This window comes from Candidatus Paceibacterota bacterium, from assembly GCA_041661265.1.
Lineage (GTDB): Bacteria > Patescibacteriota > Minisyncoccia > JAHIHE01 > JAGLIN01 > JBAZUT01.
The window spans coordinates 12,750-39,003 of record JBAZUT010000009.1 but is presented as its reverse complement, the minus strand read 5'-3'; the positions used below and the strand labels follow the sequence as shown (position 1 = coordinate 39,003).

Annotated in this window: 28 protein-coding genes and 1 tRNA gene; 20 read left to right on the top strand and 9 right to left on the bottom strand. The window is 44.2% G+C overall.

Features of this window, described 5'->3' with window-relative positions; all coding sequences use genetic code 11:
• The first annotated feature begins 11 nt into the window (after positions 1-11).
• From WC788_06825 to WC788_06770, 12 genes are all read left to right on the top strand, one after another.
• Positions 12-1,169: a hypothetical protein gene (locus WC788_06825; GenBank protein ID MFA6097311.1), complete on the top strand. Its 1,158-nt coding sequence runs from the start codon at positions 12-14 to the stop codon at positions 1,167-1,169.
• Between the two features lie 44 nt (positions 1,170-1,213).
• On the top strand, positions 1,214-1,930 hold the full coding sequence (locus WC788_06820) for a DUF1573 domain-containing protein (GenBank protein MFA6097310.1): 717 nt from the start codon (positions 1,214-1,216) through the stop codon (positions 1,928-1,930).
• 18 nt (positions 1,931-1,948) lie between these two features.
• Positions 1,949-2,470, top strand: coding sequence for a DUF1573 domain-containing protein (locus tag WC788_06815; protein MFA6097309.1), 522 nt, complete (start codon positions 1,949-1,951; stop codon positions 2,468-2,470).
• Positions 2,467-2,985: a hypothetical protein gene (locus WC788_06810; protein ID MFA6097308.1), complete on the top strand. Its 519-nt coding sequence runs from the start codon at positions 2,467-2,469 to the stop codon at positions 2,983-2,985. Before WC788_06815 ends, WC788_06810 begins: the two co-directional genes overlap by 4 nt.
• A 39-nt stretch (positions 2,986-3,024) precedes the next feature.
• Entirely contained in the window at positions 3,025-3,300 is a 276-nt protein-coding gene (locus WC788_06805) for a hypothetical protein (protein ID MFA6097307.1), read from the top strand.
• A 45-nt stretch (positions 3,301-3,345) separates the two neighbouring features.
• Entirely contained in the window at positions 3,346-4,608 is a 1,263-nt protein-coding gene (locus tag WC788_06800; protein MFA6097306.1) for a cytochrome c biogenesis protein CcdA, read from the top strand.
• A gap of 39 nt (positions 4,609-4,647) precedes the next feature.
• The gene (locus WC788_06795) at positions 4,648-4,860 is read left to right on the top strand and encodes a YHS domain-containing protein (protein ID MFA6097305.1); all 213 of its coding nucleotides are present in this window, start codon (positions 4,648-4,650) and stop codon (positions 4,858-4,860) included.
• A gap of 132 nt (positions 4,861-4,992) precedes the next feature.
• Positions 4,993-7,233 (top strand): copper-translocating P-type ATPase, encoded by a 2,241-nt coding sequence (locus WC788_06790; GenBank protein MFA6097304.1) that lies wholly within the window; start codon positions 4,993-4,995, stop codon positions 7,231-7,233.
• A 191-nt stretch (positions 7,234-7,424) separates the two neighbouring features.
• A complete protein-coding gene (locus tag WC788_06785; protein ID MFA6097303.1) occupies positions 7,425-9,194 on the top strand; it encodes a sulfite exporter TauE/SafE family protein in 1,770 nt (589 codons plus the stop codon).
• Positions 9,195-9,243: 49 nt separating this feature from the next.
• Positions 9,244-9,444, top strand: coding sequence for a hypothetical protein (locus WC788_06780; GenBank protein MFA6097302.1), 201 nt, complete (start codon positions 9,244-9,246; stop codon positions 9,442-9,444).
• Between the two features lie 201 nt (positions 9,445-9,645).
• Positions 9,646-9,918, top strand: coding sequence for a metal-sensing transcriptional repressor (locus WC788_06775; protein MFA6097301.1), 273 nt, complete (start codon positions 9,646-9,648; stop codon positions 9,916-9,918).
• Positions 9,919-9,957: 39 nt separating this feature from the next.
• Entirely contained in the window at positions 9,958-13,584 is a 3,627-nt protein-coding gene (locus WC788_06770) for a heavy metal translocating P-type ATPase (protein MFA6097300.1), read from the top strand.
• A 293-nt stretch (positions 13,585-13,877) separates the two neighbouring features.
• Here WC788_06770 and WC788_06765 read toward each other — a convergent pair whose 3' ends face one another.
• The 3 genes from WC788_06765 to WC788_06755 all read right to left on the bottom strand — a co-directional run bounded on the left by WC788_06765 (position 13,878) and on the right by WC788_06755 (position 15,796).
• On the bottom strand, positions 13,878-14,420 hold the full coding sequence (locus tag WC788_06765) for a hypothetical protein (protein ID MFA6097299.1): 543 nt from the start codon (positions 14,418-14,420) through the stop codon (positions 13,878-13,880).
• Entirely contained in the window at positions 14,407-14,826 is a 420-nt protein-coding gene (locus WC788_06760; GenBank protein ID MFA6097298.1) for a hypothetical protein, read from the bottom strand. The genes WC788_06765 and WC788_06760 overlap by 14 nt, the downstream gene beginning before the upstream one ends.
• 124 nt (positions 14,827-14,950) lie before the next feature.
• The gene (locus WC788_06755) at positions 14,951-15,796 is read right to left on the bottom strand and encodes a DUF2769 domain-containing protein (GenBank protein MFA6097297.1); all 846 of its coding nucleotides are present in this window, start codon (positions 15,794-15,796) and stop codon (positions 14,951-14,953) included.
• Positions 15,797-15,971: 175 nt separating this feature from the next.
• On the opposite strand from WC788_06755, the gene WC788_06750 reads away from it, so the two are divergent.
• Entirely contained in the window at positions 15,972-17,066 is a 1,095-nt protein-coding gene (locus WC788_06750; protein MFA6097296.1) for a hypothetical protein, read from the top strand.
• A 409-nt stretch (positions 17,067-17,475) separates the two neighbouring features.
• Here the strand turns inward: WC788_06750 and WC788_06745 are convergent, their stop codons facing one another.
• Positions 17,476-17,955 (bottom strand): hypothetical protein, encoded by a 480-nt coding sequence (locus WC788_06745; protein MFA6097295.1) that lies wholly within the window; start codon positions 17,953-17,955, stop codon positions 17,476-17,478.
• 129 nt (positions 17,956-18,084) lie between these two features.
• Positions 18,085-18,870, bottom strand: coding sequence for a hypothetical protein (locus WC788_06740; GenBank protein MFA6097294.1), 786 nt, complete (start codon positions 18,868-18,870; stop codon positions 18,085-18,087).
• A gap of 143 nt (positions 18,871-19,013) precedes the next feature.
• On the opposite strand from WC788_06740, the gene WC788_06735 reads away from it, so the two are divergent.
• The 5 genes from WC788_06735 to nth all read left to right on the top strand — a co-directional run bounded on the left by WC788_06735 (position 19,014) and on the right by nth (position 21,997).
• A complete protein-coding gene (locus WC788_06735) occupies positions 19,014-19,595 on the top strand; it encodes a stage II sporulation protein M (GenBank protein ID MFA6097293.1) in 582 nt (193 codons plus the stop codon).
• Positions 19,596-19,643: 48 nt separating this feature from the next.
• The gene (locus WC788_06730) at positions 19,644-19,931 is read left to right on the top strand and encodes a hypothetical protein (protein MFA6097292.1); all 288 of its coding nucleotides are present in this window, start codon (positions 19,644-19,646) and stop codon (positions 19,929-19,931) included.
• 247 nt (positions 19,932-20,178) lie between these two features.
• Positions 20,179-20,249: transfer RNA gene (locus WC788_06725), tRNA-Ala, on the top strand.
• Positions 20,250-20,488: 239 nt separating this feature from the next.
• Entirely contained in the window at positions 20,489-21,310 is an 822-nt protein-coding gene (locus WC788_06720) for an inositol monophosphatase (GenBank protein ID MFA6097291.1), read from the top strand.
• A gap of 36 nt (positions 21,311-21,346) precedes the next feature.
• Positions 21,347-21,997 carry an endonuclease III gene (nth, locus tag WC788_06715; protein ID MFA6097290.1) on the top strand — a complete coding sequence of 217 codons (651 nt, stop codon included), beginning with the start codon at positions 21,347-21,349 and terminating at the stop codon, positions 21,995-21,997.
• Positions 21,998-22,075: 78 nt separating this feature from the next.
• Here the strand turns inward: nth and WC788_06710 are convergent, their stop codons facing one another.
• Positions 22,076-22,969: a hypothetical protein gene (locus tag WC788_06710; GenBank protein MFA6097289.1), complete on the bottom strand. Its 894-nt coding sequence runs from the start codon at positions 22,967-22,969 to the stop codon at positions 22,076-22,078.
• 113 nt (positions 22,970-23,082) lie between these two features.
• Here WC788_06710 and WC788_06705 point away from each other — a divergent pair, with 113 nt between their 5' ends.
• Entirely contained in the window at positions 23,083-23,514 is a 432-nt protein-coding gene (locus WC788_06705; GenBank protein ID MFA6097288.1) for a hypothetical protein, read from the top strand.
• Between the two features lie 144 nt (positions 23,515-23,658).
• Entirely contained in the window at positions 23,659-23,856 is a 198-nt protein-coding gene (locus WC788_06700; protein MFA6097287.1) for a hypothetical protein, read from the top strand.
• Positions 23,857-23,983: 127 nt separating this feature from the next.
• Here the strand turns inward: WC788_06700 and WC788_06695 are convergent, their stop codons facing one another.
• The 3 genes from WC788_06695 to WC788_06685 all read right to left on the bottom strand — a co-directional run bounded on the left by WC788_06695 (position 23,984) and on the right by WC788_06685 (position 26,223).
• A complete protein-coding gene (locus WC788_06695) occupies positions 23,984-25,456 on the bottom strand; it encodes an HD domain-containing protein (GenBank protein MFA6097286.1) in 1,473 nt (490 codons plus the stop codon).
• A gap of 110 nt (positions 25,457-25,566) precedes the next feature.
• Entirely contained in the window at positions 25,567-25,845 is a 279-nt protein-coding gene (locus WC788_06690; GenBank protein ID MFA6097285.1) for a hypothetical protein, read from the bottom strand.
• Positions 25,846-25,869: 24 nt separating this feature from the next.
• The gene (locus WC788_06685) at positions 25,870-26,223 is read right to left on the bottom strand and encodes a NifU N-terminal domain-containing protein (protein ID MFA6097284.1); all 354 of its coding nucleotides are present in this window, start codon (positions 26,221-26,223) and stop codon (positions 25,870-25,872) included.
• Positions 26,224-26,254: the final 31 nt, after the last annotated feature.

The window sequence follows — 26,254 nt, the reverse complement described above, 5'->3', positions numbered from 1 at the left end:
GACCAAATCATATGAATATGAAAAAAACATTGCAGAGTTCAAATGTGCCCTTGAGATCCCGGATCATTATCCCTATTGCGGTAATTTTCGCTACTGCACTATCTGCGGGATATATGTCGCTTGCGCTCACGAATAAGAATCTGGATAGGCTTTCCGTCAAATCAGGAGAAGCTGAAAGCCCGTCAAAATTGGATGTCATCACGATAAAAGATTCCATCTGTATCGATTGTTTTGATGTAAAGCCCATGATCGATGCCATTAAGAAACAAAAGGTGAGCATAACTTCCGAGCGGGAACTTGAGATCTCCAGTGATGAAGGAAAAGAGCTTATTAAAAAATATGCCATTAAGAAGATCCCGACGGTCATAGTGAGCGGAGAGATCGAAAGGGATCAGGCGCTGAAAGATTTTTTTGCAAAAGCCGGTGAGATCAAAGATGGAGCTTTTATAATGACGAAAATAGGCAATCCCTATATTTCAGCTGAAACAGGCGAGCCCAAGGGCAGGGTTGATCTGATCCTTGTTACGGACACATCATGTACAAACTGTTTCGATCCGAATGTATATGTGAATGCGGTCAAAACGCAGCTTGGCATGGCGATCGACAGCCAGGACAGCGTCGATGCTTCATCTCCGGAAGGGAAAAGAGTTATAAATAAAAATGAAATAAAGAATGTGCCTACCGTGATAATTACGGGAGACCTTGAAAGCTATCCGATATTGAATCAGATAGGAAATATCAACGACGGGATCTTCGTTCTGACCAAAGTCAGCCCGCCCTATAGGGAGATATCAAGCGGCAAAGTCAGGGGTATGGTGGATGCGACCATTATTTCCGATAAGTCATGCACTGAGTGTTTTGACGCGAACAGCTTCGAGCAGGTGATCGGCAATTTCGGGATAAAATTCCGCGATAAAAAAAGCCTGGATATTGAAAGCGTTGAAGCGAAAAAAACGATCGAAAAATATAAGATCGGACAGATCCCTGTGATCATCATGACGGGAGATCCCGGCGCATACGAGAATCTGACGAAGATCTGGCCCGGCATCGGAACCGTTGAGAACGGGTCCGCATATGTTCTCAGGGAAGGAGTAAAGCAGCTTGGCGTCTATAAAGACCTCGCAAGCGGAAAGATCATAAGTCCTGAACCGGGCTCTGCCGGGCAATAGAGGTTGGGCGGATCTTTGCATTTATACGGTATAAAAAAAACAATATGCCAAAAGCAAAATTTATTCTTTCATGCCTGATCGTAATAGCGATAGGTTCAGTCGCGTATTTCTACAGGCCGCTGATCGACTACGGAAATTTCAGGAAAGCGCGGGAGGTCGCGGGAGGTCCCGCTATCGAAGCGAGTCCTGCTTCATATGATTTCGGGAAAGTGGTTTATGGCGAAATTTCCAAAAAGGAATTTACGATAAAAAATACAGGGAATGAAAATCTGGAGATATTGAAGATCTCGACGTCATGCGGATGCACGAAAGCCGAGATGAACAATGGAGTAAAAATAATATTTCCGGGGGAAAGCTCCGGCATGACCGTTTCCATGAATCCCGCGATCCATGGAAACTATTCAGACATGGGAGAGATCAAGAGGGTCGTATATGTAAAAACGAATGACAAGAACATTCCTGAAAAAGAAATAGAGATCAGCGCAAATGTCATAAAGCCTGAGAGCAATGCAACATATGAGATCAAAAATGAGAACGGTAAATTTGATCCGGTTGAGATAAAAACGAAGAAAAATACTTATGTGGAACTCAAGTTTGCCAAGCCGGATTCCAAATACGATTTCAGGATGGATGAATATAATATAGCAAAGACGATCGACGCGGGAGACGAGTCGCAAAGCGTTGTTTTCAAGGCAGACAAAAAAGGATCGTTCAGATTCTATGACGGAGGAAATTCGGAAGGTAAGCTGATCGTTGAATAACATCAATAATATAAACATATGCAGAATGCATCGATAGATCCCCGCGCGAAGATCTTCGCAGTGATTTTCGCAGTTTTGATCCTTGGCGCGGGAGCATTTATTTTTTTCGGTGAAAATGGCGAAGTGAGCGGAAAAGGCGGAAGTGCCAAATTGAGCATAGCCGAAACCGATTATGATTTCGGGGATATATCCATGAAGAACGGGCTTGCTCGCCACGAATTTAAGATCAAGAACGACGGAGATCAGGCGCTGGAAATAACCGATATCAGCACTTCGTGCGCGTGCACGAAGGTCGTGCTGGTAGTTGATGGAAGAAGAAGCCCGGAATTCAGCATGCCGGGACATGGCGTAAAGCCCCTGTTCTGGTCCGAAAAGATCGCTCCCGGGCAGTCGGCTGTTTTGGAGGCCGTTTTTGATCCGCTGGCGCACGGGCCGGATGCGGTAGGTCCGATAACAAGGGTGATCAATATAATCAGCAACACCGGAGGAAAAGGAAATGCAAAAAGCGTCATAACATTTTCGGGGAACGTAATCAAATGATAATGATTGAATTCTTACAGATCATAATAAAAAGAAAAAGGTATTTTTTGCCGGCGATTGCCGCTATGCTATTTGTGGAGGCGGTTTCCTATTATCTTACGGTTGTCAATGTGTCCGGAAAAGACCTGGATATCTATGCGGAAATGAACGGAACCGCATACACGATAATTTCGATGATAATGGCGCTTTCTTCATCGGTTCTTTCCGGATTGTTCATTTCACTTTTGATCCTGCGGAGCGACCTCCGGTATAAGATCAAGCTTTCAAATGGGAAACCCGCGGGAATTCTGGGGATAGGAACCGGTATAATAGTTTCCGGATGCCCGTCATGCGGAGCGCCGCTCCTGGCTCTGCTTGGAATGCCATTCGGTCTTATGACTCTGCCCCTGCGCGGTCTGGAGATCAAACTTTCCGGAATAATATTCTTGCTGATATCTATATATCTATTGTGTGAGAATATCAAAAAGAGCGTAATTTGCAGATATGGAGATCGGGTTAAGCAAGTACCCGTTTAAATAAAAGACTAATATAAATAATCTTAACAATATAATTATATGAATATGGATAATCATGACAACGGTAAATCTGATCTTGGAATGATGCTTATGATGTTATTTTGCTGTGCTGTACTGCCGCTAGCTATTCTTTTATTGGGAGGTGCCGGATTGGCGAGTGGATCATCAAAATGGTTTATTTTCGGTCTGATGGGAGTTTTCATGGTCGGGCATTTCATTATGATGGCAAGATCGCACGGCAAGAGTGGAAAAGAGCATGGTCCGGACGGGACGGGAAATGGCGATGCGCCGCATTCAGGCCATGGGTGCCACTGATCGCTATAATCTTGTAACGGAAGTTAATTATTAACAGACATATTTATGGCAAAGAAAAATTTGAAGAAGGGATTATTCTCCTGCGCCGCTATATTATTTTACATTTTTGCTCTTTTTGCTCATCCGGCGCATAACGCCCAAGCCCAATCAGATCCTCAGGAGGCCATATTATATTATAACGAAGCTTGCGGAATGTGTGCGGATTATGTAAAGAACGATCTTCCCAGGCAGCTTCAGGGTGCGGGAATAAACAAGATCGACAAAAGGGATTACATAAACGGAAAAGATATCAGGCCTGAGATGAACAGGAGGATGAAGGATGCCGGGATCCCCCTCGATCTGCAAGGCCACATCATGACATTTGTCGGCGATAAATATATCATGGCGGGACATATGCCGGATCATATTGTCGGGGAAATGTTCAACGAAGATAACAGCTCAAGATTCAAGAGACTTTTGGTTTTCCAGGACGACATGGGCAGTGAAGCCAAGAATTATAAAATATTCGGTATCCCGAACTACGCAGATGATTATATGGGCGAGCCGAAGACTTACCCCATCGGCACACCGATCAGCGAATACCTTGACTATCTTGAAAATAACAAAAACGAGCTTAAAGCGAATTCGAATAAAGAAGCTTTCATTCTGCCGATCGTTCTCGTTTCCGGGTTTCTGGACGGGATAAATCCCTGCGCTTTTGCGGTCCTTCTCTTTTTTATTTCGTTTCTTTACACCCTGAAGAGGACCAAGAAAGACGTTTGGAAAACAGGGGTCGTATATATCGCGGCCATATTCCTCGCCTATCTTGCGATCGGACTCGGGCTGGTCAGTACAGTGATGTTCATCAACGCTCCCCACGCCATGGCAAAGATCGGAGCATGGCTCGTTATAATCCTTGGGATCATAAATATCATCGGCATTCTCATTCCGAGCTTCCCGATAAGGCTCCAAATACCTCACATTGCGAAAGGAACGATCAAAGAATACGTCCACAAGGCAACGCTTCCCTCGGCTTTTATTCTCGGCTTTTTCGTCGGGCTCTGCACATTCCCGTGCTCAGGAGGGATCTATGTCGCCATAATAGGCCTGCTTGTCTCACAGACAACGTCCGCGATCGGATTCGGATATCTCATACTTTATAATATAATGTTCGTAATGCCGCTTATTATCATACTTCTTGCGATGTCCAACAAGAGGACGCTGGAAGTTTTCCAGAGATGGGAGCAATCCAAAGTCCCGCAGATAAAGGTTTTCGGAGCGGCTGTAATGATAGCCCTCGGTGCGATCATGCTGATCTGGTTCACATAATTCAGGGAGCGTGTGCTTTAATAACTAAATCCACAAACTATGTCAAATAAATACAAATCGTTATTCAGGAAGATAAAGGCTCTCGGTTATCGGATAATACCCGAACCGAAAGCTATTGATCCTGTTTGCGGCATGGAAGCGACAAAAAGTCTGATCACATATCAGTATCACGGAAAGACCTATTATTTCTGTTCTGATCACTGCAAAGATCAGTTCAGCCAGGATCCGGAATCGCATATTGCGAAGAAGTAGCGGGTCGCCGGAATTCGCTGAAAATGATATAATGAACACATAGCCGATGTTCTGCCGCAAAAAAATCTTGCGGCATCTGTAGTCAGCCGATCGGTAAGAATATAGAAAATATACTATCCATAATTATCTATCATGAACCAAGGTCAAAATGTGATCTATACCTGTTCCATGCATCCCGAGATCAGGGAAACCGAGCCCGGAAATTGTTCGAAATGCGGAATGAAACTGGTTCCGGTCGAAAATAGCAGATCCGGTGAAGCCTCGGATCATGAAATGCACGATCATCATGAACACACAATGGGATCTTCCGGAGGAATGTCCTTTTGGGAAAAATTTAAAATGAGCATGACGATGACCATGGGCATGGATCATACGGGTTTGGCGGGGCGGGAAATGGCCCGGCTTATGGAGATCGACATCAGAAATAAATTCTTTTTCGCTTTTCTTTTGACAATTCCTATCATTCTATATTCTCCGATGGGAGAAATGATATTCGGTTTGAAGCTGCCCTCTCTTATTCCCGCTACGTGGATCTTGTTCATTCTCACTACGCCGGTATTTTTTTATGCCGGCTGGATCTTTCTTTATTCCGCATATAAAGCTCTCCAAAAGAGGGCTCTTAATATGTCAGTGCTTATTGCGGTCGGAATCACTGCCGCGTATGTTTTCAGTTTGATCCTGACCCTAATGGGCAGTGAAGATTCTTTTTATGAAGCGGCGGCAATGCTTATTACTTTTGTCCTGTTCGGGCATTGGATGGAAATGAAATCTAGAAGGGGAACAACCGATGCGCTTCAGGCGCTTTTTGCTCTTGTTCCGCCAAGCGCCAGAGTCGTCAGGGATGGCGAAGAGGCGATCATTCCGACATCTGAGGTTAAGATCGGAGATATTCTGATCCTGAAGCCGGGCGACAAGGTGCCGGTTGACGGGGAGGTCATTGAAGGCGAAACCGCGATCGATGAATCATTGATAACGGGAGAATCGATCCCTGTTTCAAAAAAAGCCGGAGATAGCGTCACCGGCGGTTCGATCAATCAATCCGGTTCTGTGAAATTCAAAGCCACAAAAGTCGGAAAGGATACTGCACTCGCCCAAATCGTAAAAATGGTCGAGACTGCACAGAATTCCAAAGCGCCCGGACAGAGGCTTGCGGATAAATTTGCCGGATATCTTGTTGTTGTGGCAGTGGGCGGCGGATTGCTCACTTTTTTTGTTTGGTATTTTGTGATGGGCGAATCTCTGATGTTCGCTTTAACTTTTGCCATTTCTACCATAGTGATCGCTTGTCCCGATGCATTGGGCCTTGCAACTCCCACGGCTGTCGCTGTCGGCACGGGTCTTGGCGCAAAACATAATATATTGATCAAGGATGCCTCAACTCTTGAGCGGCTATCCGGGATTCAGGCTGTCGTTCTGGATAAAACGGGAACCTTGACCGAAGGGAAGCCGAAAATAACGGATATCGTTTGCGTTAAAGGATTTTCTGAAGACGAAATATTAAGATTGTCAGCCAGCGTTGAAATGAGATCCGCGCATCCCCTCAGCAGGGCAGTTTTGGAGGAAGCGAACAAGAGGGGTATAAATTTTTCTGAAAATGCGGAAAATTTCAGATCATTGTCCGGATTAGGTTTGGAGGCGACAGTGGAGGGGAGGCATGTTCTGGCAGGCACCATGAAGCTTATGAAGGACAGAAATGTCGATGTTTCAGTTCTTCGGGGAGATTTTGAGCAAATGCTAAATGAGGGAAAAACGATAATTATGATCGCAATAGACGGAAAAATGGCCGGAGTGCTTGCTGCCGCTGATCCCATAAAGTCCACTGCAAAGATCGCCATATTGCGCATGAAGGAACTGGGTCTGGAGGTGGCAATGATCACCGGCGATAACAAAAAAACCGGAGAAGCGGTCGGAAAGCAAGTTGGCATTGATCGCGTTTTTTCCGAGGTTCTGCCTGAAGAAAAATCCATTTATGTGAAGAAACTTCAGGATGAAGGAAAATTCGTGGCGATGGTGGGTGATGGCGTGAATGACGCTCCTGCTCTCGCGCAGGCGGACATCGGGATCGCGATCGGCGCCGGCACGGACGTAGCGATCGAAACCGCCAAGGTGGTACTGATGAGATCCGACCCGGCCGATATATTAAGAGCCATCCGATTATCAAAGGCTACAGTCAGAAAAATGAAGCAAAATCTTGTTTGGGCGTCGATCTATAATATTTTGGCCATACCCGTTGCAGCAGGATTATTATATCCCGGTTATGGTATATATTTAAGGCCTGAAGTTTCAGCTCTTCTGATGAGCATATCTTCGATCATCGTGGCGACCAATGCCGTCTTCTTGAAAAGCGCGGAAAAGGATCTGATAAACATTTGAGCTAATCCGCACGTTCTTTTTGTGGATATAAATCTCTTGACAAGTTTTATCTAACCTACTACAATGAATAGTAGGTATTATTATGCGGTTCAAATGACCGTAAGGCCGCGAAAGCGAAAAAATAGGAAAGAAATATTTGCCGGATCTTTTATGCATAATTGCAGTATTACTAATAAATAAATACAAAACAAATGAACAAAGTCACAGTACCGATCAAGGGTATGCATTGCCGGAGCTGCGAGTTGCTGGTTGAGGAAGCGCTGAAAGATGTTCCTGGCGTCAAAAATGTTGAAGTAAATTACAGGACAGGAAAAGCCGATCTATATTTCAAAAAGGGCATTCCGTCTCAAGGGGAGGCGATATATAATGCAGTCAAGAATATAGGCTATGATGTCGGATATAAAAACCAAGTTGAATGGATATCAAAAGACGAAAATGATTACAATAACCTGTTGAACGGGATAATAATCCTAATTATTATTTTTTTTGTCGCCAAGTTTACGGGTATTCTTGATTATAGCGTCAATTCGGAAAATGTAAGCTATCCCGTGGTTCTGATGGTGGGTCTTGTGGCGGGCGTGTCGACATGCATGGCTCTTGTAGGAGGGCTTGTGCTAAGCATTTCCGCGCAACATGCCGAGGCGCATCCGGAAATAACCTCGAGCCAGAAATTCCGGCCTCATCTGTTTTTCAATCTTGGAAGAATAGCAGGCTTCGGGATCTTCGGAGGTATACTTGCAATGATCGGTTCGGCGTTTCAGCCATCTCCGGGCTCAATGGGACTTATGACGATAATAATCGGAGGAGTGATGATCTTTTTGGGCCTGAAGCTTATTGAGATATTTCCGTTCATGAAAGACATTACAATATCTCTTCCCAAGGGGATTTCAAAGGCGCTTGGCATCAAGAGAGAACAGAAAGAATACAGCCACAAAGGCGCGGCCATTACCGGGGCACTGACTTTTTTTCTTCCATGCGGATTTACTCAGGCCATGCAGCTTTATGCGGTTGGAAGCGGAGGATTCGTGAACGGCGCGCTGATTATGTCTCTTTTTGCGCTTGGAACCGCTCCGGGACTTCTGGGAATAGGGGGACTTTCTTCAATGTTCAAAGGAAAAAACGCAAGGACCTTTTTTGCAACGACGGGCTTGGCGGTTATAATTCTAGGCTGGATAAATATAACGAATGGAAGCCAGCTGGTTTTCCAGGGAAAGGCGGATAGTGCGATTGATGTCGCGAGCAGTTCTTTGGAAGTTCAGGAAGTGAAAATGACACAAGGGAACACCGGATATACGCCGAATGTGCTTACGGTTGAAAAAGGAAAAAAGGTCAGGTGGATCATAACGTCAACGAATCAATTCTCCTGTGCAAGTTCGATAGTGATGCCCAAATACGGGATCTCAAAGAGTTTGAAGAAGGGCGAGAATGTGATCGAGTTCGTCCCGAAAGAAACAGGAGAAATACCTTTCTCATGTTCCATGGGGATGTATAGGGGAAAATTCATCGTGGTTGAGCCGGGATCCGGAGCTGGCGCAAGCAATTCAAGTCCGAGTCCAAGCTCAGACAATGTTCAGGCACAGGCAGGCGGAAGCTGCGGATCGGGAGGCGGCGGTTGCGGATGCGGAGGCGGCGCAAAAAAGAACATAGATCCTGTTGCGACTCAGCCTCAGGCGAAAACGAACGAAGGGCAGATCATAAAAGCCGATTATACTTTATCGAAAGATATAGTTCCGAATAATTTCGAGGTAAAAAAGGGAGTTCCGGTCAGATTTGAGATCGATGTTAAAGAAGACGGACAGGGATGCATGAGTTCGGTTATGGTTCCGGGTCTTTATAATTCGGCACAATATCTTGAGGGCGGGAAAAAGATGGTAATGGAATTTACTCCGGAAAAAGCGGGGGATTACAACATTACCTGCGCAATGGGCGTTCCGAGGGGAGTGATAAAAGTGGTAAACTGATAAATTAACGGATTTACGAATTAACGGATTAATAATTAATGAACCAAATATGAAGAAAAATTTTACGATCACGAATATAACATGCGACGCGTGCATAAAAATTAGCAGTATGGTCCTAAAGAAAATTCCAGGAGTGACAAACGTGGAAATAAATAAAAATGGAGAAACCGCAATTGAATCAGAGAGGGAAGTGCCGGAAGATGAGATTGAAAGTGCACTTGCGAAGGCCGATAAGACGGTAGCGTTTTAGTAACGAAAAAATAAAATATCAAAATGAAAAATTACAATATGTAATAATCAGATATTCGGTATTTGTCGATTTAGTGATTGAAATAAGCCTTGTGTTTACTTCTTGATTATTGGTAAAAAAATACTATTTTTTTTGATCTTCTCTTGACCTATACCTATGGTCATGGTACAATGAAATATAATATGATTAATATCAACAAGTATGATAGAACCGTATAAAAGCAAAGTGCAGCTGAATTTAAAAAAGGCGCAGGGACAGATAAATCTTCTGCAGAAGATGATCGATGATAAAAGATACTGCGTTGATGTCGCTCAGCAGGTAAACGCCACCATCGGTCTATTGAAAAGAGCCAATGATCTGATTCTGGAGGGGCATCTTAATTCTTGTGCGGCTCACAAGCTGAATTCCAAGAAAAAAGAAGAACGTGAAAGTTTTGTGAAAGAACTAATTAAGAATTTCAAGATCACCAGCTGATCCGTTGTCGGCGATTAATCTCATTAATAAGAAAAGATTATGGAAAAAACAATAAAATTACAAGTTGAAGGAATGCATTGCGCGTCATGCGAAAAGATAATTGATATGGAGGTGATGGAGATCTTTGGAGTAAAGTCCACCAAGTTCGATTTCAAAAATAAAACGGGAGAGGTTGTTTTTGACGACAGCATCGTGAAAAATGAGGAAATTGTCTTGGCGATTGAGAAGGCCGGCTATAAGGGAACAATTATCGAAGGTGTTCCATCAGGATCGGATAGTGAAGCGCTGTCAAAAGAGGAGGTCGTCATCGAGAAGAAAATAGTGGATGCAAACTCTCCCGTGAGGATCCGGCTTGAATCATCCGTTGTTGCGGACGGAGAGTTTTTCCAGCAGGACGGCAACCCGAATTTCAAAGGGAAGATAAATCATCTGAAAAGGGGTGAGTTCGAGATCCCCGAGGGGAGACAGGATGTCGAAAAAGCGATCCAGAGCATATTTAATTCGTCCAAGATCAATCAGCTTCTGGGGGCTTTCTCGGATAATCCGCCGAGAAGCATAAGTTCTTCCGCGAGCGGACCGGTCGTCAAGGAGGAAAAAGCCGTCAAAACTGAATCTATTGCGGCAGCCAAGGCGGGCGATCAGCATGTGAATCTTGTTCTCAGCGGAATGCACTGTGCATCATGCGCCAAAATAATCGAGAAGAAACTGGCGAAAGTTCCGGGGGTGAAAGAGGCTAATGTGAACTTCGCCGCGGAAAAGGCGAGGGTTATCTTTGATTCATCGAAAGCGGGTGTAAATGATCTTGTGAAGGCGGTGAAGGCGGTCGGATATGGCGCCAGCCTCCCGAACGATGCGGATCCGGATGCTGAACGCAGGAGAAAGCAGAAAGAGATCGATGGATTTAGAAACAAATTTGTCATTTCTTTTATTTTGAGCTTTCCGATGTTATACTTTATGCTTTTTGATTTTTTCAGTTTTATTCCCCTGAAAGAAACGCTGACGCCATATATCGGAATAATCTCGTTTGTGCTGACCATTCCGGTCCAGTTCGTGATCGGCGCGGGATTCTATAAAGGCATGTGGAGCAGTTTGAAGATGAAGACATTCAATATGGACAGTTTGATCGCGATCGGAACGAGCACGGCGTTTTTCTACAGCTTGTGGCAGTTCGCGGCATATTTTTCGAGAAACGATTCTTTTATAGGCCTGAACGGAGAAAAAATACCCGAGCTATATTTTGAAACGGCGGCATTCCTCATCACCTTTGTGACCCTTGGGAAATGGCTTGAGGCGAAGGCAAAGGGAAGGACTTCGGAAGCAATCAAAAAACTTATGGGCCTCCAGCCAAAGACGGCGAGGGTTGTGAGAAATGGAGGATCGATCGACATACCGATCGAGCAGGTGGTCAAGGGCGATGTGATCGTGGTCCGACCGGGAGAAAAGATCCCGGTAGATGGAGTTCTGACAAAGGGCAAATCCTCCGTCGATGAGTCGATGCTTACGGGAGAAAGCATACCGGTTGAGAAAAATGTCGGTGACAAAGTGATCGGAGCAACGATAAACAAACATGGAAGTTTTGAATTTGAAGCGACCAAGGTCGGAAACGAGACGGCGCTGGCACAGATCATACGCCTTATCGAGGATGCGCAGGGTTCCAAGGCTCCGATCCAGGCGATGGCAGACAAAATATCCTCATATTTCGTGCCGGCAGTTCTGGTGATCGCAACTCTTACATTCGTTGCTTGGTTCTATGTGTTTGGTGCGGGTCTTACATTCAGCCTTATGGCATTCACGTCTGTGATCGTGATCGCTTGTCCGTGCGCGCTGGGGCTCGCAACTCCAACGGCGATCATGGTTGGGGTCGGAAAAGGAGCGGAATACGGAGTGCTTATAAAAGGCGGGGAACCGCTTGAAGCGGCCAACAAGATCAAAGCGATCGTTTTCGACAAGACCGGAACTCTCACCAATGGAAAGCCGGAAGTTACGGATATTGTGGCCACATCTTCGTTCGACGAGGATGATATCATCGCCATTGCGGGTGGTTTGGAAAAACTATCCGAACATCCTCTGGCGGAAGCCATAATAAAATATTCGGAAGAGGAATCCATAAAGCTTTCGGAGGTGCGGGATTTCAAGGCGATTCCGGGCCATGGTGTCGAGGGGAAGGCGGGTGACGTTATGTATTATCTTGGCAATAGAAAATTGATCGTTGAAACGCTTGGCTTGGATCTTGAAAAAGCGGAAAAGAAAATGAAAAGGCTCGAGGAAGCGGGGAAAACCGTTATGATTCTTTCCAATGGAAAAGATATTCTTGGGTTGATCGCGGTTGCGGACACATTGAAAGAAAGTTCGCTCGAGGCGGTCCAGAAATTACAAAAGAGAGGGATCGAGGTTTTCATGATCACGGGCGACAACAGGAGAACGGCAGATGCGATCGCAAAGCAAGTCGGCATCAAAAATGTCCTGGCGGAAGTTCTTCCTCAGGACAAGGCGAATGAAGTGAGGAAATTGCAGGAGAGAAAAATAAAAGTCGCCATGGTCGGTGACGGGATCAATGATGCGCCGGCTCTCGCGCAGGCGGATCTTGGGATCGCCATGGGAGGCGGAACGGATGTTGCCATGGAAACCGGCGGGATCGTGATCATCAGGAACGACCTCAGGGACGTCCTGACCGCGCTTGACCTTAGCCGGGATACGATGGCAAAGATCAGGCAGAACATGTTCTTTGCACTTTTCTATAATGTGATCGGGATCCCGATCGCCGCAAGGGTTTTTGTCAGCATCGGGTTGGTCCTGAAACCCGAGCTCGCAGGTCTTGCAATGGCATTCAGCTCGATCTCCGTCGTTTCGAATTCATTGCTTCTGAAATATTTCAAGCCGAACAAGAAAAATTATCTTTCCATGATCGCTCCTTTCATCCTCGCGATCCTGTTCACATTCATGTTCATCGAGTTCGGGAAGATCAGTTCAAGCATGGGAAGCGGCAGCGGAATGGAGAAAGCTGCGATCTCGGCGGAAATGAAAAATGAAATTACGGATATGGTGTCTTCGGGGCAGTCGAAAATAAACTTTACGGTCGATGGTTCTCCGAAGCTTTTCCTCAAAGCCGGCGATATCGACGGAATCAAGATCAAAGAAGGATCATCCGGCCTGAATGACAATGATATGATAGTCGGCTATGCGGAGGCGACGATGATGCAGGAAGAAAAAATATTCAGGAACATCAATGATTCGATCAATGACTTTTTCGGACTTTCATCCGTAAGGGTGACCGGGATATTGGAACCCACGGGAACAATTCTGGATTATTATCATGTTGTGAACTCAAATACTTTCAGCCGTCTCAGGAGTGATGCGGATATGAAAGCGATAAGGATGGGGCCAGAGATCAAATTGATCTATGAGACGGATGGAAATGTGCCTTTGAAATTTGTCGGAAAGATCGATTCGCTCGGTGCGATCAATATAGGCGGCAGCCAATATCAGGAAATATATCTCGGCGCCGAAGAGGCTGACGCTCTCATCAAGATGAAAGCATTCAAGACTGCGGGAGATCGCATAGAAGATCTCTTCGGCAATCGCGTGATCGTTTTGGGGGTTCTTCCCAAGACGGATACCGTTCTGGACAGGTTCTATTTCGTATCCGAAGATTTCCGTATACGCTGATCATTGAAGGAGATGAATGCGGCATATTCACCCTAGAATGCCGTTCAATGTCCCATATGGCCGGCCGGATGCAATATTAGTTTCTGATGAAATAGTCATAAACCATGTCATTGCGAGAATCCGCCAGTCGGCGGAGACGAAGCAATCCCGCAACTAAACCAAAAAACAAGATTGCTTCGTCGTACCTCCTCGCAATGACGATCAGAATTCAGACTATACCAGCAATAACTATATTAGCAGATATGAAAAAAGAGTGATGTGCGGATCGATTCCGTGATCACTCTTGTTTTTATTCAGCCAAGCATCATCTTTTTCATGCCTTTTTTGATGTTTTCCTGGCTTATGTATGTTTTTATTCCTTGCATCTGGAGTTGTTGCGCGAGAAGCAGGTTCTCAACTATTGCGCTGGTTAAATGCGCATTCTTCTGAATGCGAACTGAGTCGATCGCTCCGCCATTGCATACCGAAAGGATTCCCATGCCAGTGTAGTCATATGCCTGGAGAAGACCCGATCCGACCAGCAGCTCCTTTACTCTTCCGGGAGATGATCCCTTCTCACTTTGACTGAAGATCAAGGCCTCCACGCTTCCATTGACCGTTATTTTTTCCACAAACGAATTGTCAGCGATCTCCAAGACCGCAGTTACTCCTTGTAGGATCGCCAAGTGTTTCAGGTGGCACTTGACCAGTATGCCGGAATTCGAGCAATAGATCTCTGCTCCGTGTCCTCTGAAATTCTCCGGTATCAGGATTTGTCCTATGACATAATATTCTTCACCTATAAAGCCATTTTTGCATAATATTTGGCTTGCTTCTTTTCCACTAATTGTTTTCATTATTGCCTCCTGTTGTTTTTTGTCTCGCTTCGTAATGAGCTAAGAATGCTGCAGTCATCATCAATATGGCTGCGAACCATGCGAAGTTTGCCGCCAGGATCATGTTAATTTTCTCGCTTAGCAGATAGTAACCTGCCGCTATAAGTCCAAATGAGAGGACCATAAAGATCCAGCGCAGTAATGTGACTGATGTATGTTTCATTCTTTGCCTATGCACAGTAACTCTGATGATGAAGACGAGGAACATTCCGCTTGATCCCGCAAACAGCGTAAACGAATCACGCATAGCGGTTGAAGGTGCTCCTTCTAAGTTCACGAATATTGCAATGTTCGATATGATCGCTCCCGCTACGAATAATATTACATTTGTTAAATCGGTTTTCTCGGTTTTTTCATCTGGTTCCATGATATCCTCCTTTGTGTCGCCATAGATCATATATTTTGGGCAACGGCAGAGTGTAACATAAAATATTGTCCATGTCAATAATACGGCAATGATAATGTTAAATAAAATAGCAGTATCCTTGTTTTTAGGATACTGCGTTTTTCTTAAATAAATTCTTGAAGGCCTTGGCAATGCTGTATTTTTCTTTTTTCAACACTCTTTTTAATATTTTGTGTTTTTCGATCTCAAGGATCAGCTCTGTAAAGACAACGGAATCGTCATCGACGATTATCTCTATTGATTCGATCTTTGAATCCGGGTGATCCAGAAAATATCGATTCAGTCCGGCTGCGATCTCCCGGCTCTTTTCGCTGTTGCTGTTCTCTATCTCTCTCCATATAATGTCGTGGCGAAACGGCGGAAACGCAATATGTCTGAATCCCGCACTGTCGGCAGCTGAAAGTCCGCTGATTACGATGTCGGAAAGCCTGGAAATGTATCTATCCGACACAAAAATTATGTCGGGATATTTTATTTCGCTTTTTGGCTTTGCTATTTCTGCTCTGCAATAGAGTTCCTTGCGAAGATATGATCTTCTGTGGATCGGACACTTACGGCATATGCAATCCGAGGATGCGATTATGCAACTGGACCTTTCCGTTTCCGGCGAACATAGCAATTTTTGTCTGTTGTTTTCCGGGAATTTGCCGTAGTTCCTGCATGAGGGACAAATACAGGCGTCAAGGTTGTATTTATCGGATTCGACCCTGATCTCATAATCGCTTTTTGCGATAAATGTGCCCAGGTTCTCGATCCCCTTGATCGGAAGTTGCGTATAATATGCGCCGCCTTGTCCTTTTTGCGAACGTCGGATATCACGGTCGATCTTTCGAAAGAACATCCTGTTCGGATCGATGGTCATTATTATCGCATCGGCTGATGCGTCCGCCAATTTTCCATCAACGACCTCGATTCTCCATAAATGATCCATAATAAAACCTCCATATACAGTTTTTTGAGCATGGATCCGAGCAAATGACGATATCTCGGCTCAAAACATGTTCTATGCATTCTATAGAGAAAAAGGGTAAATGTCAATATATGCAAGTGGACTCGACGGGTTATTGGTGTTAAAATATGTGTAAGATACTATTTTAACAAAGAATATGGAAAAACAGATCGCGCCTTTTGAGTGGAGTTTGAATTATGCAGCCGAGAAGAATAAACAGTATTCGCAGACGATTGAAAGCGTTTATTTTGTCATGATAATAATGTTTTTCGTATCTCCCGGCATCGCTATTCTTATTCTTGTCTTCGTTTTTATTTTGATAGGCAAGATGTCGCGCGACGAAAGTTCAGCATCCGGCGGCGGTGCGGTGTTGGAAAAATATAAGATCGATAATGAGGGTGTGACCGTAGAAAATATCAGAAATCAACGCAGTCATAAATATCTTTGGAACGAACTCACAAGCTATTGCCCATACAGCGTTGCAAAGCCTCTCTATGGATCTTTTTTGAAAAAATATGCCGGCGATGATTTTATGCTGGAAAGAGTGGGGGGGAGCCAGATAAAACTGAGGGCGGGAGTGCGCGATTCGGCAATGGTGAATGCCGCTCTGTCAAAGAAACTTAAGATCAAGAATATGCTGAATCAGCAAAGTTATCGAAGTTTCAGGATGACTCCGTTGAGTGCCGGTTCATTCAATTCGAACACCATGATGACAGATAAAAGGAATTTCAATAAGCCTCAGAAATTCTCAACCAGTGCGGAAGAGAAGCGATTCTATGAAGAAAAGCGGTATTTTGAGAAAAACAAAGCAAGGGCCGGCGAGCAGTCGTTCCGTAATAAGATATTCGCGATCTATCTGTTTCTCATGGCGCTTTCTCTGGTCGGCTATTCAATATATCTTGCCGGCAATGAAACAAAAAATGCCCGGGAGACAGATGGCGGAGGAGCCGCGTCCGATACGACCGGCAGCAGCGGACTTGCCGGCAGCGAATATATTGTCAGGTGCAATGCGGATACGGATTGCCAATATTATTTTTTTGCCACGACGGATGAATCGGGAGCCATGGGCGCGATGCCGAATCTGGCGAGGGTATCCGACAGCAGCGGGTGCGTCTGGGCTATTATAAACAGGTTATATGGACCGGCCTGGGAGAGACAATATCCGACGCCAAAGGACTGCGCTCTGAGTTCTTCCATAAAAAACAGAAAGGGTTGCGATCCGGTCAGGAAGGTTTGCGTAGCGAGAAAATAGGCAAAAGTGCGGTGTAAAACTTTGAGGCTAAAACTTTATTGACTCCATAATTGGGGTGTGCTATACTCAGGGCAGCTAAAATATATTAATATGAACTACGGTTTATCATTGATTGAATGAAGCATACGAGGGGTATGTTTTTTTTGTTAATATCTCATTTTCAAGGTAAGGCTTGATCGGAATTCAATTCAAAGAAAGCGGATTCGGATTAGGCCTTAACAAAATCGGCACTCTTTTTTAGGAACCTCCTATAAAACAAACAAAAGCCGATAAAGGTCTATAGCCATGTAAGGAAAGGAAGATGCTCCGCGTATTGAGCGATATTCGGAGATATAGATCTTTCTTTCCTTATCTCCTCAAATCCTTGTTCTTGTTCCGGGAAGCGTACCGAATAAAAAAGCAACTGTGTTCAGTCGCTTGTTTTTTTATATGTATATGTGGTTATGTTCTTTATCACCCTTCCGTTCTCTATTCTTATTTTCCTTTTCTTCGCCAGAAGGTCCATGATCTCGTGAAAATCTTTATCACGGAGATCCGCCAGTGCATGGCGGAGATCTTCAACAGGCATTTCCGTCCAGTCGGATCCCAGTTCATCCAGGGCTCTGCTTACGCCTCTTGTTATCTCATAGATATTCTCGGGATCTATCGCGGCATTTTCGGATAATTCAAAGAAGTGCGACAAACCGGAGACCTTTTTGTCCGCAATGCCCGTGATTTCAAGAATGGCCAGGGACTTCCGGACATCTTCTCTGGGGTGAGGGAAGGACATGCCCTTTTTGCAGGCTTTCGAAACAATATCTCTTGCGGCGCATGGACTGTCCTTCAGGCAGGCATAAACATTCCGGAGATTTGTGGAAAAGAGCTTTTCGGCCTCTATTGCTATTTTCATGCTATCAACTCCCTTTATTCTGATTATCGGTTATTGCGCTTCATGTGTCAAAAGGAGCTTGTTGATAATATTATTTTATCTTCTGCCGGCAAATAAAAAAAATGACGATCGATGTCGTCAATGTTTATTTCATTCAGATTTTCCAAGCAATTTTATTTTCGGAAACATTCCTTCAAGAACGAAGTCTACTTTGTTGATCCCCAGATACATTTTCAGTCTGTCGATTGAGGCTTGCGAGTAGGGGATCTTCCATTTTTCGAATAATGTTTTCAAGTCCATACCCGTATCGCCCTTGTCCGTCAAATGTTCGCGGATCTCGTTTATATGCGCTTTGTTTACGATGACGAGATAGGCAAGCTCTTTGTCCGGCTTCTTTTTTGGAATAGGTTCGATGTTTTGTTTCTGGACTTCTATCCTCTTTCTTCCGGAAGCAGGCTTTACAATGACCGGATTCTTCTTCTGAATTTCTTTCCGATCCGGGATTGTGATCACGGACACCATATCTCTTTGGCTGACGATCGCATCTTTCGGTATATTCATAACATTCTTCTTCGGGCAGTTGCATTTGCCGTTGCCGTTGGAGGCGTGATAGATCTCTCTCGTGAAGCGTCTGATCTTGTCTGTGGGTTTGATGCTCGCAATTTCACCGTCTCCGTATGGCGTCCCGGAGCTGATCTCGGATATTAGTCCTGCATCAGTGAGAACTTCCTTCAACGTTAAAAACTTTTTGTCATTGAAATTGGTTCTGAATTTCAGATCGGCGACAGGTATCCCATTTTCTTCATCCAATACATGCATCATGAATGACGCCAGGTCCCTTTTCTGATTAATGGTGGGAGATCTTTTCATGCCGCTAAGCGCTTCAAATAGCGCAAAATTCAAATCTTGCCAATAGTGGCCGGTTTTTGTTTCCATAATTCCTCCGTTTGTACAATGATCAATTGCATGTCGATATTAACGGAAATCCGGCGAAATGTCAATGATCGTGTAATAGATGTGAGTGACGCAATTGTATGAAAAGGGTATAATATGGATATTAAGCATTTGCTACTATCGAAATGAACGGTCCAATATTCGATTATCTTCGTACTCTGAAGGGTTATATCAGGTTTAGCGTCCGGCTGCTCATTCTTTCGGTGGTGGTCGGAGTCTATGTCGCTGCATATCACGAGAAGGAAACGCAGGCGGTGATCGACTGGGCGGCGGATGCTCTTTCCGGCGGAATGGATCTTTCAAGATTCGAACTTTTTTCTTTTTTGTTTAAAAACAATGTAACGGCGCTGTTTTATGCATTGATCGAGTCTTTGGTATTCGGAATTTCTGCCGTCACAATGATCATTGCAAACGGAGTCATAATCGGAGTTTTTATGGTCCTGGTCGTGAAGAAAGCTTCTTTTTTGTATTTTATACTTGGGATCGTGCCTCACGGAATATTCGAGATCCCCGCGGCTATTATCGCTTCATCCATGGGAATGAAAATAGGTTCGACGGTAATGGCGAAAGTCCGGAGAAAAAATGTCAGCATTATCGATGAATTATATGATGCGGTTAAATATTTCATACTGCTGGTCGTTCCTCTTCTTTTTGTGGCCGCATTCGTCGAAAGCTTCATTACACCGGTCATTTTGTCTCTTGCATAAGCGGTTATTTTGTGCTATAATATACATGTAATCAATTAAATAAAACAAATGAATCCAATGGAAAAAATGCCAGAAGAAAAAATGCCAAGGTCTATCATAGATGAAAATAATGAAAAGACGGAATATATGATGGAAAATTTTGGGAATGCAAGCCGGAAGATCATAGGCGATAAAATAGATCTATTAATGGAAAGGTATCATAAGGGCGAGATCGATGAAGCCGGGGTTGCGGAGGGCGAAAAAGAGATTCATGATTTGGTATCTGAACATATTAATGCGACGATGACTAGCATAAAGGGAGTTAAGAAAGTGCAAGATTCGGAAAGAGGCATATAGGAAAGTCAATTAATCTGTTGTGTTTAATTAGAAATGAATTTAGTTCATTTCTAATTTTTTGTCTTTTTGACCGGTATTCGGGATTTATGCGGTGGAGCATCTTGTGTTTTTTCTATTTTTTGGTAATATAACGACATGCTGACATTTAAGCATATTAGCATTTTAATATGACAATATGCTAACGAATCTGTGTCGTATGGCGGTTATTTGTTTAAATGTTAAAATGTTAGTATGTTAGAATGATCGCGGGCCTGTAGTACAGTGGTAATACATCGCATTCGCATTGCGGAGACGCGAGTCCGATTCTCGCCAGGTCCACTACTTTAGTGTATATCTAACGGGGCAAATTGCAGACCTGCCTGCTCGCCTCGCTGTCAGCTTTCGGCGAAGCGGGCCGGCAGGCAGGGACATGAGCCTACACCCAAGGCGGACAGGGATTCTCGCCAGGTCCACTACTTCTCCGCCAGGTGGCGGATTCGTAGTGCAAGCACTATTCAAGGCCAAGGCATGCTTTGAAAGAGCGGCAAGCTTATCGCCAAATATTTATTTATCGTTTTATGGATCGAAACACCGAGGATAACAAAATATTCAAAGTCGCAGTCAGATCTCTTGAATCTTCGGGGAAACTATTGATGAAAATATTATTGAGTGATTCAACGGTTGCGATGAAAGTGGAGACCAAGAACGAAAATGACATCGAAACTGAAGCAGACAGGCTTTCCGCACGTAATATCAAAAAAGTGATATCGGATAGTTTTCCGGATCATGGCATAATGTTTGAGGAGTCGGACTATGATAAGCTGTCCGGCTCTGATCATTTGTGGGTCGTTGATTCGATTGCGGGAACAATTAACTTTGAAGCAAGGATCCCTCATTTCGGCATCAATCTTGCATTGGTGAAAAAAGGCGAGCCGGTCTTCGGATTCAATTATTATCCGTATGCGGACGATCTTTATTATGCGAAGAAGGGCGCCGGGGCGTTTCATATCAATCGCAGATTGAAGATCAAAAAAAGGATGAGCGTGAGCAGGATCGCTGAAGCGAAAGACGGAGTTCTGCTCCTGTGTTCCGGAAAGAGCCTCGAGAAAAGATTATGGACCGGGAGGATCTTTAATAAAACCGTTCCATTCTTCAGGCAGGTGGACAAGTTCAGCAATGCGCAGGAAGCGGGATTGCTCGGAAGCACGAAGGCGGTCGGCTATGTTTCCAACTCCGCGCAATATTGGGATTTTATCGCGCACAAACTTATCGTCGAAGAATCCGGAGGAAGAACAAGCGATATATTCGGGAATGAGCTGTCCAGGGAATCCAATTCAGTCATATATTCCAACGGGCTTCTTCATGATTTTATCGTAAACTTGGTGAAGGATACGAAATAGCCGTCACTATCGGGTTATATAAACTTAAGGATCATTATGGTTAAAAATAACAACCAGATAAAAAAAATAATGATGTTGTTGAACGGGGTTTATGGGGATCCCAAAACCGCTTTGGATTTCAAGACGCCCCATGAACTTCTGGTGGCGACTATACTTTCTGCGCAATGTACGGATAAGCGCGTGAATCTGGTGACCAAAGAACTTTTCAAAAAATATAAGAATGTTGCGGACTATGTCGGGGCGGACGTCGGAGAGTTTGAAAAAGACATAAGGTCCACGGGATTTTATAGGAATAAGGCAAAGAACATAATCAACAGCGCAAAAATGATCTTCGAGAAATTCGGTTCCAAGGTTCCGGATACAATGGAAGAGTTGGTCACGCTTCCCGGAGTTGCAAGAAAAACGGCGAATATAGTTCTGACCGAAGCATATGGCAAGGTCGAAGGGATCGCAGTGGACACTCATGTGCTGAGGCTTTCATTGAGACTGGGGCTTTCCCAAAATTCAAATGCGGAGAAAGTTGAAAAGGATCTCATGAAAATAACACCGAAAGAAGATTGGGGGAAAGTTTCAAACCTGCTCATCATGCATGGAAGGAATGTTTGCTTTGCCAGGAAGCCGAATTGCATAGAATGTGTTCTTAATAAAATCTGTCCATCAGTATCCAGTTTCAGAAATAATCCTTAAACTTAGTTTTAGGAAATTCCTAAAACTAAGTTTAAGGATTGCCGGCCTAAGCAAAAAAAATCTGAAATGTTTTTCAGATCAGAGGGGCCTCAAGGCCCGTTTTATTATTTTTAGCGGTTTCAGAAATGGCGGAGGGATCGAGCCCGAGCCGATGCTTGGGACGAGATTCCATCTGTCCATCTTTTTTATTCTTTCAAGGTCATTCACTTCCCATATGCCGGGAACGATCACCGGAATGTCCGCGACGCGCGAGATGGAAAGCGCCATTCCCCATGTGAAAGCTTTTGCGGTTCTTCCGGAGACGCCTCCTCCGCCGAAACGTTCGAGCGGGGAAATTCTGTCCGGAAAAATGATATCCCATGGAACGCTGTTTATGCTCACGGCGGAAACTTTGTCTTTCAGCTTCTCGGCAATGCTGGCATAGTTCTGCCTTGCACTCAGTTTCAGGACGATCGGATGCCGGGAATTCTCAGAGATGGCCTCAAAGGTTTCAATGAATAGTTTTTCGTCGGTCATCCACTGATCTACACAGAAAATGTCGTTCGGGCATGTAAGGTTGGGTTCGACCGCAAGAATATCAAGAGCATCGGTGAATTTGATCAGGCCGAGAAGGTCATCAAGGTTTTCCGCGGCGATCGAAACGATCAATTTTTCTGGTGTTTTTATATCACGATAATATTTCCTGATCCATCTTTCAATTCCGACGTTGGAAAGTCCCACCGCGTTCACGAACCCGGAATAACTCATGTAATCCACATTTCCATGTTCGTCGATGGGCTTTATCGTTTCCCATGGCTTATGCCATCTGAAATTTCCCGCTCTTGGCAGTCTTGTGAGTGTTTTTGTCGTTGCCGCGCTGAATTGCGCAAGCTTTATAGGCTTGAAAAAGTATCCGTTGCCATAGTGCACTGCGCCGGCAGAGGCAACGATTTTCAATTCGGTGTTTTTTATTTTCGGTATTCTGTTTTGCAAAGAACGTGCCTCCTTTTCTTTTATATCATTCTATTATATTGGCTGTTATTGTAAAGGTATCGTCTTGACTCTGAATATCCGGTATTATAATATGCATATATGGAGGTAATAATTTGAAAATTGCAGGAAGGGAAATTGGCAGATCAGAGCTTGCCGTGATGATATTGTTCCCGGCTTTTCTGGTGTCGGTTGTGGGGATCAGGATCCTGACCGGAGGATTGGACATGAAGGACATATTGATGGTATTCGGCATTGTTGCCATAGGTATCGTGCTGTCGTGCATGTTGCGGCCTGAAAAAGCGCAGATCATCGTGAAGAAGAACAGCAAAACCATATATGCGGTTTTCATGCTGCTGATAGCTCCGATCTTTATGATCGTGGCGGTCAAGATGGCGGGAAACGCGATCAGCGGTTGTTGCTCGGAATATTCCTTATGGCAGGCTTTGGGGGCGGTTGGCGGGATCGGAGCTGTTCTTATCCTGTCCAGTGAAATTGTTCCATATGGAGCGATATATATAAAAATCAAAAAAGCGATTGGCTATTAGGCTAATCGTTATTTTTTTCGTAATACGGACAGATGGCGCATTCTTGCATATGCAATCGCACGGGGTTGACATAAGCGTATCCGTATGCCAAAATCTTTTCATGAATCCGCTTGTTTGAATCGAAGCGGAAAAAAGAGGTGTATCATGGAACAGATGAAGACATTTAAGGGTAATAATGTTGAAGAGCTGGATAAAGAAGTGAATGATTGGTTCAAAGAACATGACAGAAAGATAAAGATAATTCATAGGGAGGTTACTGCGGGTCCAAATGGTCTTATCGTTTCGATCTTTTTTGAAACAAAACAAAACGATGCTGATAAATATAAGCCGATCAAGAAATAGAGCTGATCGGTTTTTTTTAATACATCATATGTAGTGACAGGTCGCGACCTGTCACTACCGGAGGATTAATCTTTATATTCCGGAAAATAATTTAAAAAGGAGCTTAGCTCCTTTTTGGCAATCTCGATCATTTCACCCAGAACTTCTTCTTGTCTTTGAGGTCTTCCTCTTCTTTCTTTTCCTGGATTATATTTTCGCTCTTTCTGATCTCTTCGTCGGACAGTTCATAAAGCTCTTTCATTCTTTTCTCAAGATATTTCTTTGTGTTTCTTTCCGGGTCTTCTATGATCTCGGAAAGAAGAACTTTCAGGATTGCGCCGATCTTCGGTCCCGGCGGGACGTTCAGGGTTTTGATGATGTCATTTCCGTTCACTTTGAGCATTTTCGGAGAGATCGGATCCTTGCTTACTTTCTCGATCAGATATTCAAGATGGCGTAATTTATATGGTTTCGCTTTCGGGACTCCGCTTCCGAGGCGGTCGGCAATGCGGAGGTCCATAAGATCTTTCAGATTCTCTTTTCCCACTCTCGAGATGAGCCTGCGGACTCCCGCTTCGGAGACTTCTCCCGTGTTGTAATAGAACATGTGGTTTTTTACGAGGAGAAAAACTTTGTCGATCACGGCGTTGGGAAATTTGAGGCGCGTCATAATGTTCCGTGCGAATTTTGCGCCGACAAAATCGTGGTTATAGAAAGTCGCGTCCGGTCCCGATCCCGCTTTTGTCTGCGGTTTGGCGATGTCATGAAGAAGTGCCGCGATCCGCACTTCGAGTTTCTTGCTCGGGCAATGTTTCAAAGAAAGGACCGAGTGTTCATATATCGTATAGATGTGGTGGCGGTTCTGCCCCACGCCGATCCCTGCTTCGAGTTCGGGGACGACATATCTGAGAAGTCCGGTCTCGCGAAGGAGTTCAACGCCGTCATAGGACCTGTCTGACAGGATTATTTTCGAGAATTCATCGCGTATCCTTTCGCATGAAACGAATTTCAAGAGGTCCCTGTTCTTGTTGATCGCGTTGGCTGTATTCTTTTCGATCTTGAATCCGAGCTGGGATGCGAATCGGACAGCGCGCATCATGCGCAGAGCATCCTCATTGAATCTCTTGTCAGCATCTCCGACCGCCCTTATGATCTTGTCTTTCAGATCTCCTTGTCCGCCGAACGGATCCACAATCTCATATTTTTTTGCTTTTCGACTTTCCACTTTCGACTTTCCACTTTCGACTTTCAACGCCATCGCATTGATCGTGAAATCTCTTCTGGCAAGATCTTCTTCCAGATTCGGGGTGAACAGGATCGCGTCCGGATGTCTTTTGTCGCTGTATCCCTGGTCGATCCTGTAGGTTGTTATCTCAATGTTCTTCATGTTCTCATTTTTCGCTTTTTCGTCCACAACCGTAACCGTGCCGAATTTGTTGTTATAGAAATTATGTGGGAATAATCTTTGAATATCTTCGGGTTTTGCGTTTGTGGTCACGTCCCAATCGTTCGGATCACGGTCAATCAAAAAATCGCGCACGCATCCGCCTACGATATACGCCTCAAAGCCCGCCTTTTCAAGCTTTTTCAAAATGGTTGTTACTTCTTTTGGGATTATCATGATATTAGTCTAGCATATGTTAATATTATTTGAAAAGCATCAAGCATAGAAGACATTTGATAAAAAGAAACAGCAAGATGATTTCCTGCTGTCATTTATCCCTATCAATACTAAAGCATATTTAGGGCATATGAATCTTCCAATTCTTCTATTATAGAATCATTTATTTCCGCTGAAATAAAATATATTTTTGTACATGAACATTTCATGTGAGATCTGAACATTGATATGCGTCTTATCGTTCCAGAGGGTGTTATCTTGTCGTGACAAACTAAATACCTTTCATTTATGACTTTTTGCTTCCCGCCACATTCTGGACATTCTATTTCATTCTCAAATATTTTAATTTCCTCTTTGATCTTATCGATTTCTTCTTGATTGACGATCATTAGAATTATCCTCCGATTTTTGTTTTATGACGTCAAAGCGTTAATCTCGCGTGAAAGCCATGTCCAGAATGAAAGCTTTGACCCTCCGTATAGTTTCGCTAGAGTGGCCATAAGTTGTTCTTCAATCTTTGACCAGTCTGCTTCCTTTTTCTTTTGGATCGATATTTTTTCGGAAAATATCAGGATATCGCCTATGCCGCCGGTTGAAAATAAATCCTCCACGATAGACTTCCCGTTATTACCGATCCAGATAAGGCTTTCTTTGCTGTGTTCGCTGGAGATGTCATTGAACAATCTGTCGCTATTTGAAACTCTTTCGTTCACTTCGTATTCCCTGAATTCAGGATTGCGTTTTGTCAATACTGTTACCGTAATCATGTTGTTTCACATCCATATATTTTCAGTGCGT

Excerpts from the sequence above, each read along its gene's own strand:
- WC788_06755 (MFA6097297.1), bottom strand. The coding sequence starts at position 15,796 with ATGGATCATTTATGGAGAATCGAGGTCGTTGATGGAAAATTGGCGGAC.
- WC788_06820 (MFA6097310.1), top strand. The coding sequence starts at position 1,214 with ATGCCAAAAGCAAAATTTATTCTTTCATGCCTGATCGTAATAGCGATA.
- WC788_06785 (MFA6097303.1), top strand. The coding sequence starts at position 7,425 with ATGAACAAAGTCACAGTACCGATCAAGGGTATGCATTGCCGGAGCTGC.
- WC788_06760 (MFA6097298.1), bottom strand. The coding sequence starts at position 14,826 with ATGGAACCAGATGAAAAAACCGAGAAAACCGATTTAACAAATGTAATA.
- WC788_06810 (MFA6097308.1), top strand. The coding sequence starts at position 2,467 with ATGATAATGATTGAATTCTTACAGATCATAATAAAAAGAAAAAGGTAT.
- WC788_06805 (MFA6097307.1), top strand. The coding sequence starts at position 3,025 with ATGAATATGGATAATCATGACAACGGTAAATCTGATCTTGGAATGATG.
- WC788_06720 (MFA6097291.1), top strand. The coding sequence starts at position 20,489 with ATGGATCGAAACACCGAGGATAACAAAATATTCAAAGTCGCAGTCAGA.
- WC788_06815 (MFA6097309.1), top strand. The coding sequence starts at position 1,949 with ATGCAGAATGCATCGATAGATCCCCGCGCGAAGATCTTCGCAGTGATT.
- WC788_06790 (MFA6097304.1), top strand. The coding sequence starts at position 4,993 with ATGAACCAAGGTCAAAATGTGATCTATACCTGTTCCATGCATCCCGAG.
- nth (MFA6097290.1), top strand. The coding sequence starts at position 21,347 with ATGGTTAAAAATAACAACCAGATAAAAAAAATAATGATGTTGTTGAAC.
- WC788_06825 (MFA6097311.1), top strand. The coding sequence starts at position 12 with ATGAATATGAAAAAAACATTGCAGAGTTCAAATGTGCCCTTGAGATCC.
- WC788_06770 (MFA6097300.1), top strand. The coding sequence starts at position 9,958 with ATGGAAAAAACAATAAAATTACAAGTTGAAGGAATGCATTGCGCGTCA.
- WC788_06795 (MFA6097305.1), top strand. The coding sequence starts at position 4,648 with ATGTCAAATAAATACAAATCGTTATTCAGGAAGATAAAGGCTCTCGGT.
- WC788_06695 (MFA6097286.1), bottom strand. The coding sequence starts at position 25,456 with ATGATAATCCCAAAAGAAGTAACAACCATTTTGAAAAAGCTTGAAAAG.
- WC788_06730 (MFA6097292.1), top strand. The coding sequence starts at position 19,644 with ATGAATCCAATGGAAAAAATGCCAGAAGAAAAAATGCCAAGGTCTATC.
- WC788_06735 (MFA6097293.1), top strand. The coding sequence starts at position 19,014 with ATGAACGGTCCAATATTCGATTATCTTCGTACTCTGAAGGGTTATATC.
- WC788_06740 (MFA6097294.1), bottom strand. The coding sequence starts at position 18,870 with ATGGAAACAAAAACCGGCCACTATTGGCAAGATTTGAATTTTGCGCTA.
- WC788_06685 (MFA6097284.1), bottom strand. The coding sequence starts at position 26,223 with ATGATTACGGTAACAGTATTGACAAAACGCAATCCTGAATTCAGGGAA.
- WC788_06800 (MFA6097306.1), top strand. The coding sequence starts at position 3,346 with ATGGCAAAGAAAAATTTGAAGAAGGGATTATTCTCCTGCGCCGCTATA.
- WC788_06745 (MFA6097295.1), bottom strand. The coding sequence starts at position 17,955 with ATGAAAATAGCAATAGAGGCCGAAAAGCTCTTTTCCACAAATCTCCGG.
- WC788_06765 (MFA6097299.1), bottom strand. The coding sequence starts at position 14,420 with ATGAAAACAATTAGTGGAAAAGAAGCAAGCCAAATATTATGCAAAAAT.
- WC788_06750 (MFA6097296.1), top strand. The coding sequence starts at position 15,972 with ATGGAAAAACAGATCGCGCCTTTTGAGTGGAGTTTGAATTATGCAGCC.
- WC788_06700 (MFA6097287.1), top strand. The coding sequence starts at position 23,659 with ATGGAACAGATGAAGACATTTAAGGGTAATAATGTTGAAGAGCTGGAT.
- WC788_06780 (MFA6097302.1), top strand. The coding sequence starts at position 9,244 with ATGAAGAAAAATTTTACGATCACGAATATAACATGCGACGCGTGCATA.
- WC788_06775 (MFA6097301.1), top strand. The coding sequence starts at position 9,646 with ATGATAGAACCGTATAAAAGCAAAGTGCAGCTGAATTTAAAAAAGGCG.
- WC788_06690 (MFA6097285.1), bottom strand. The coding sequence starts at position 25,845 with ATGATCGTCAATCAAGAAGAAATCGATAAGATCAAAGAGGAAATTAAA.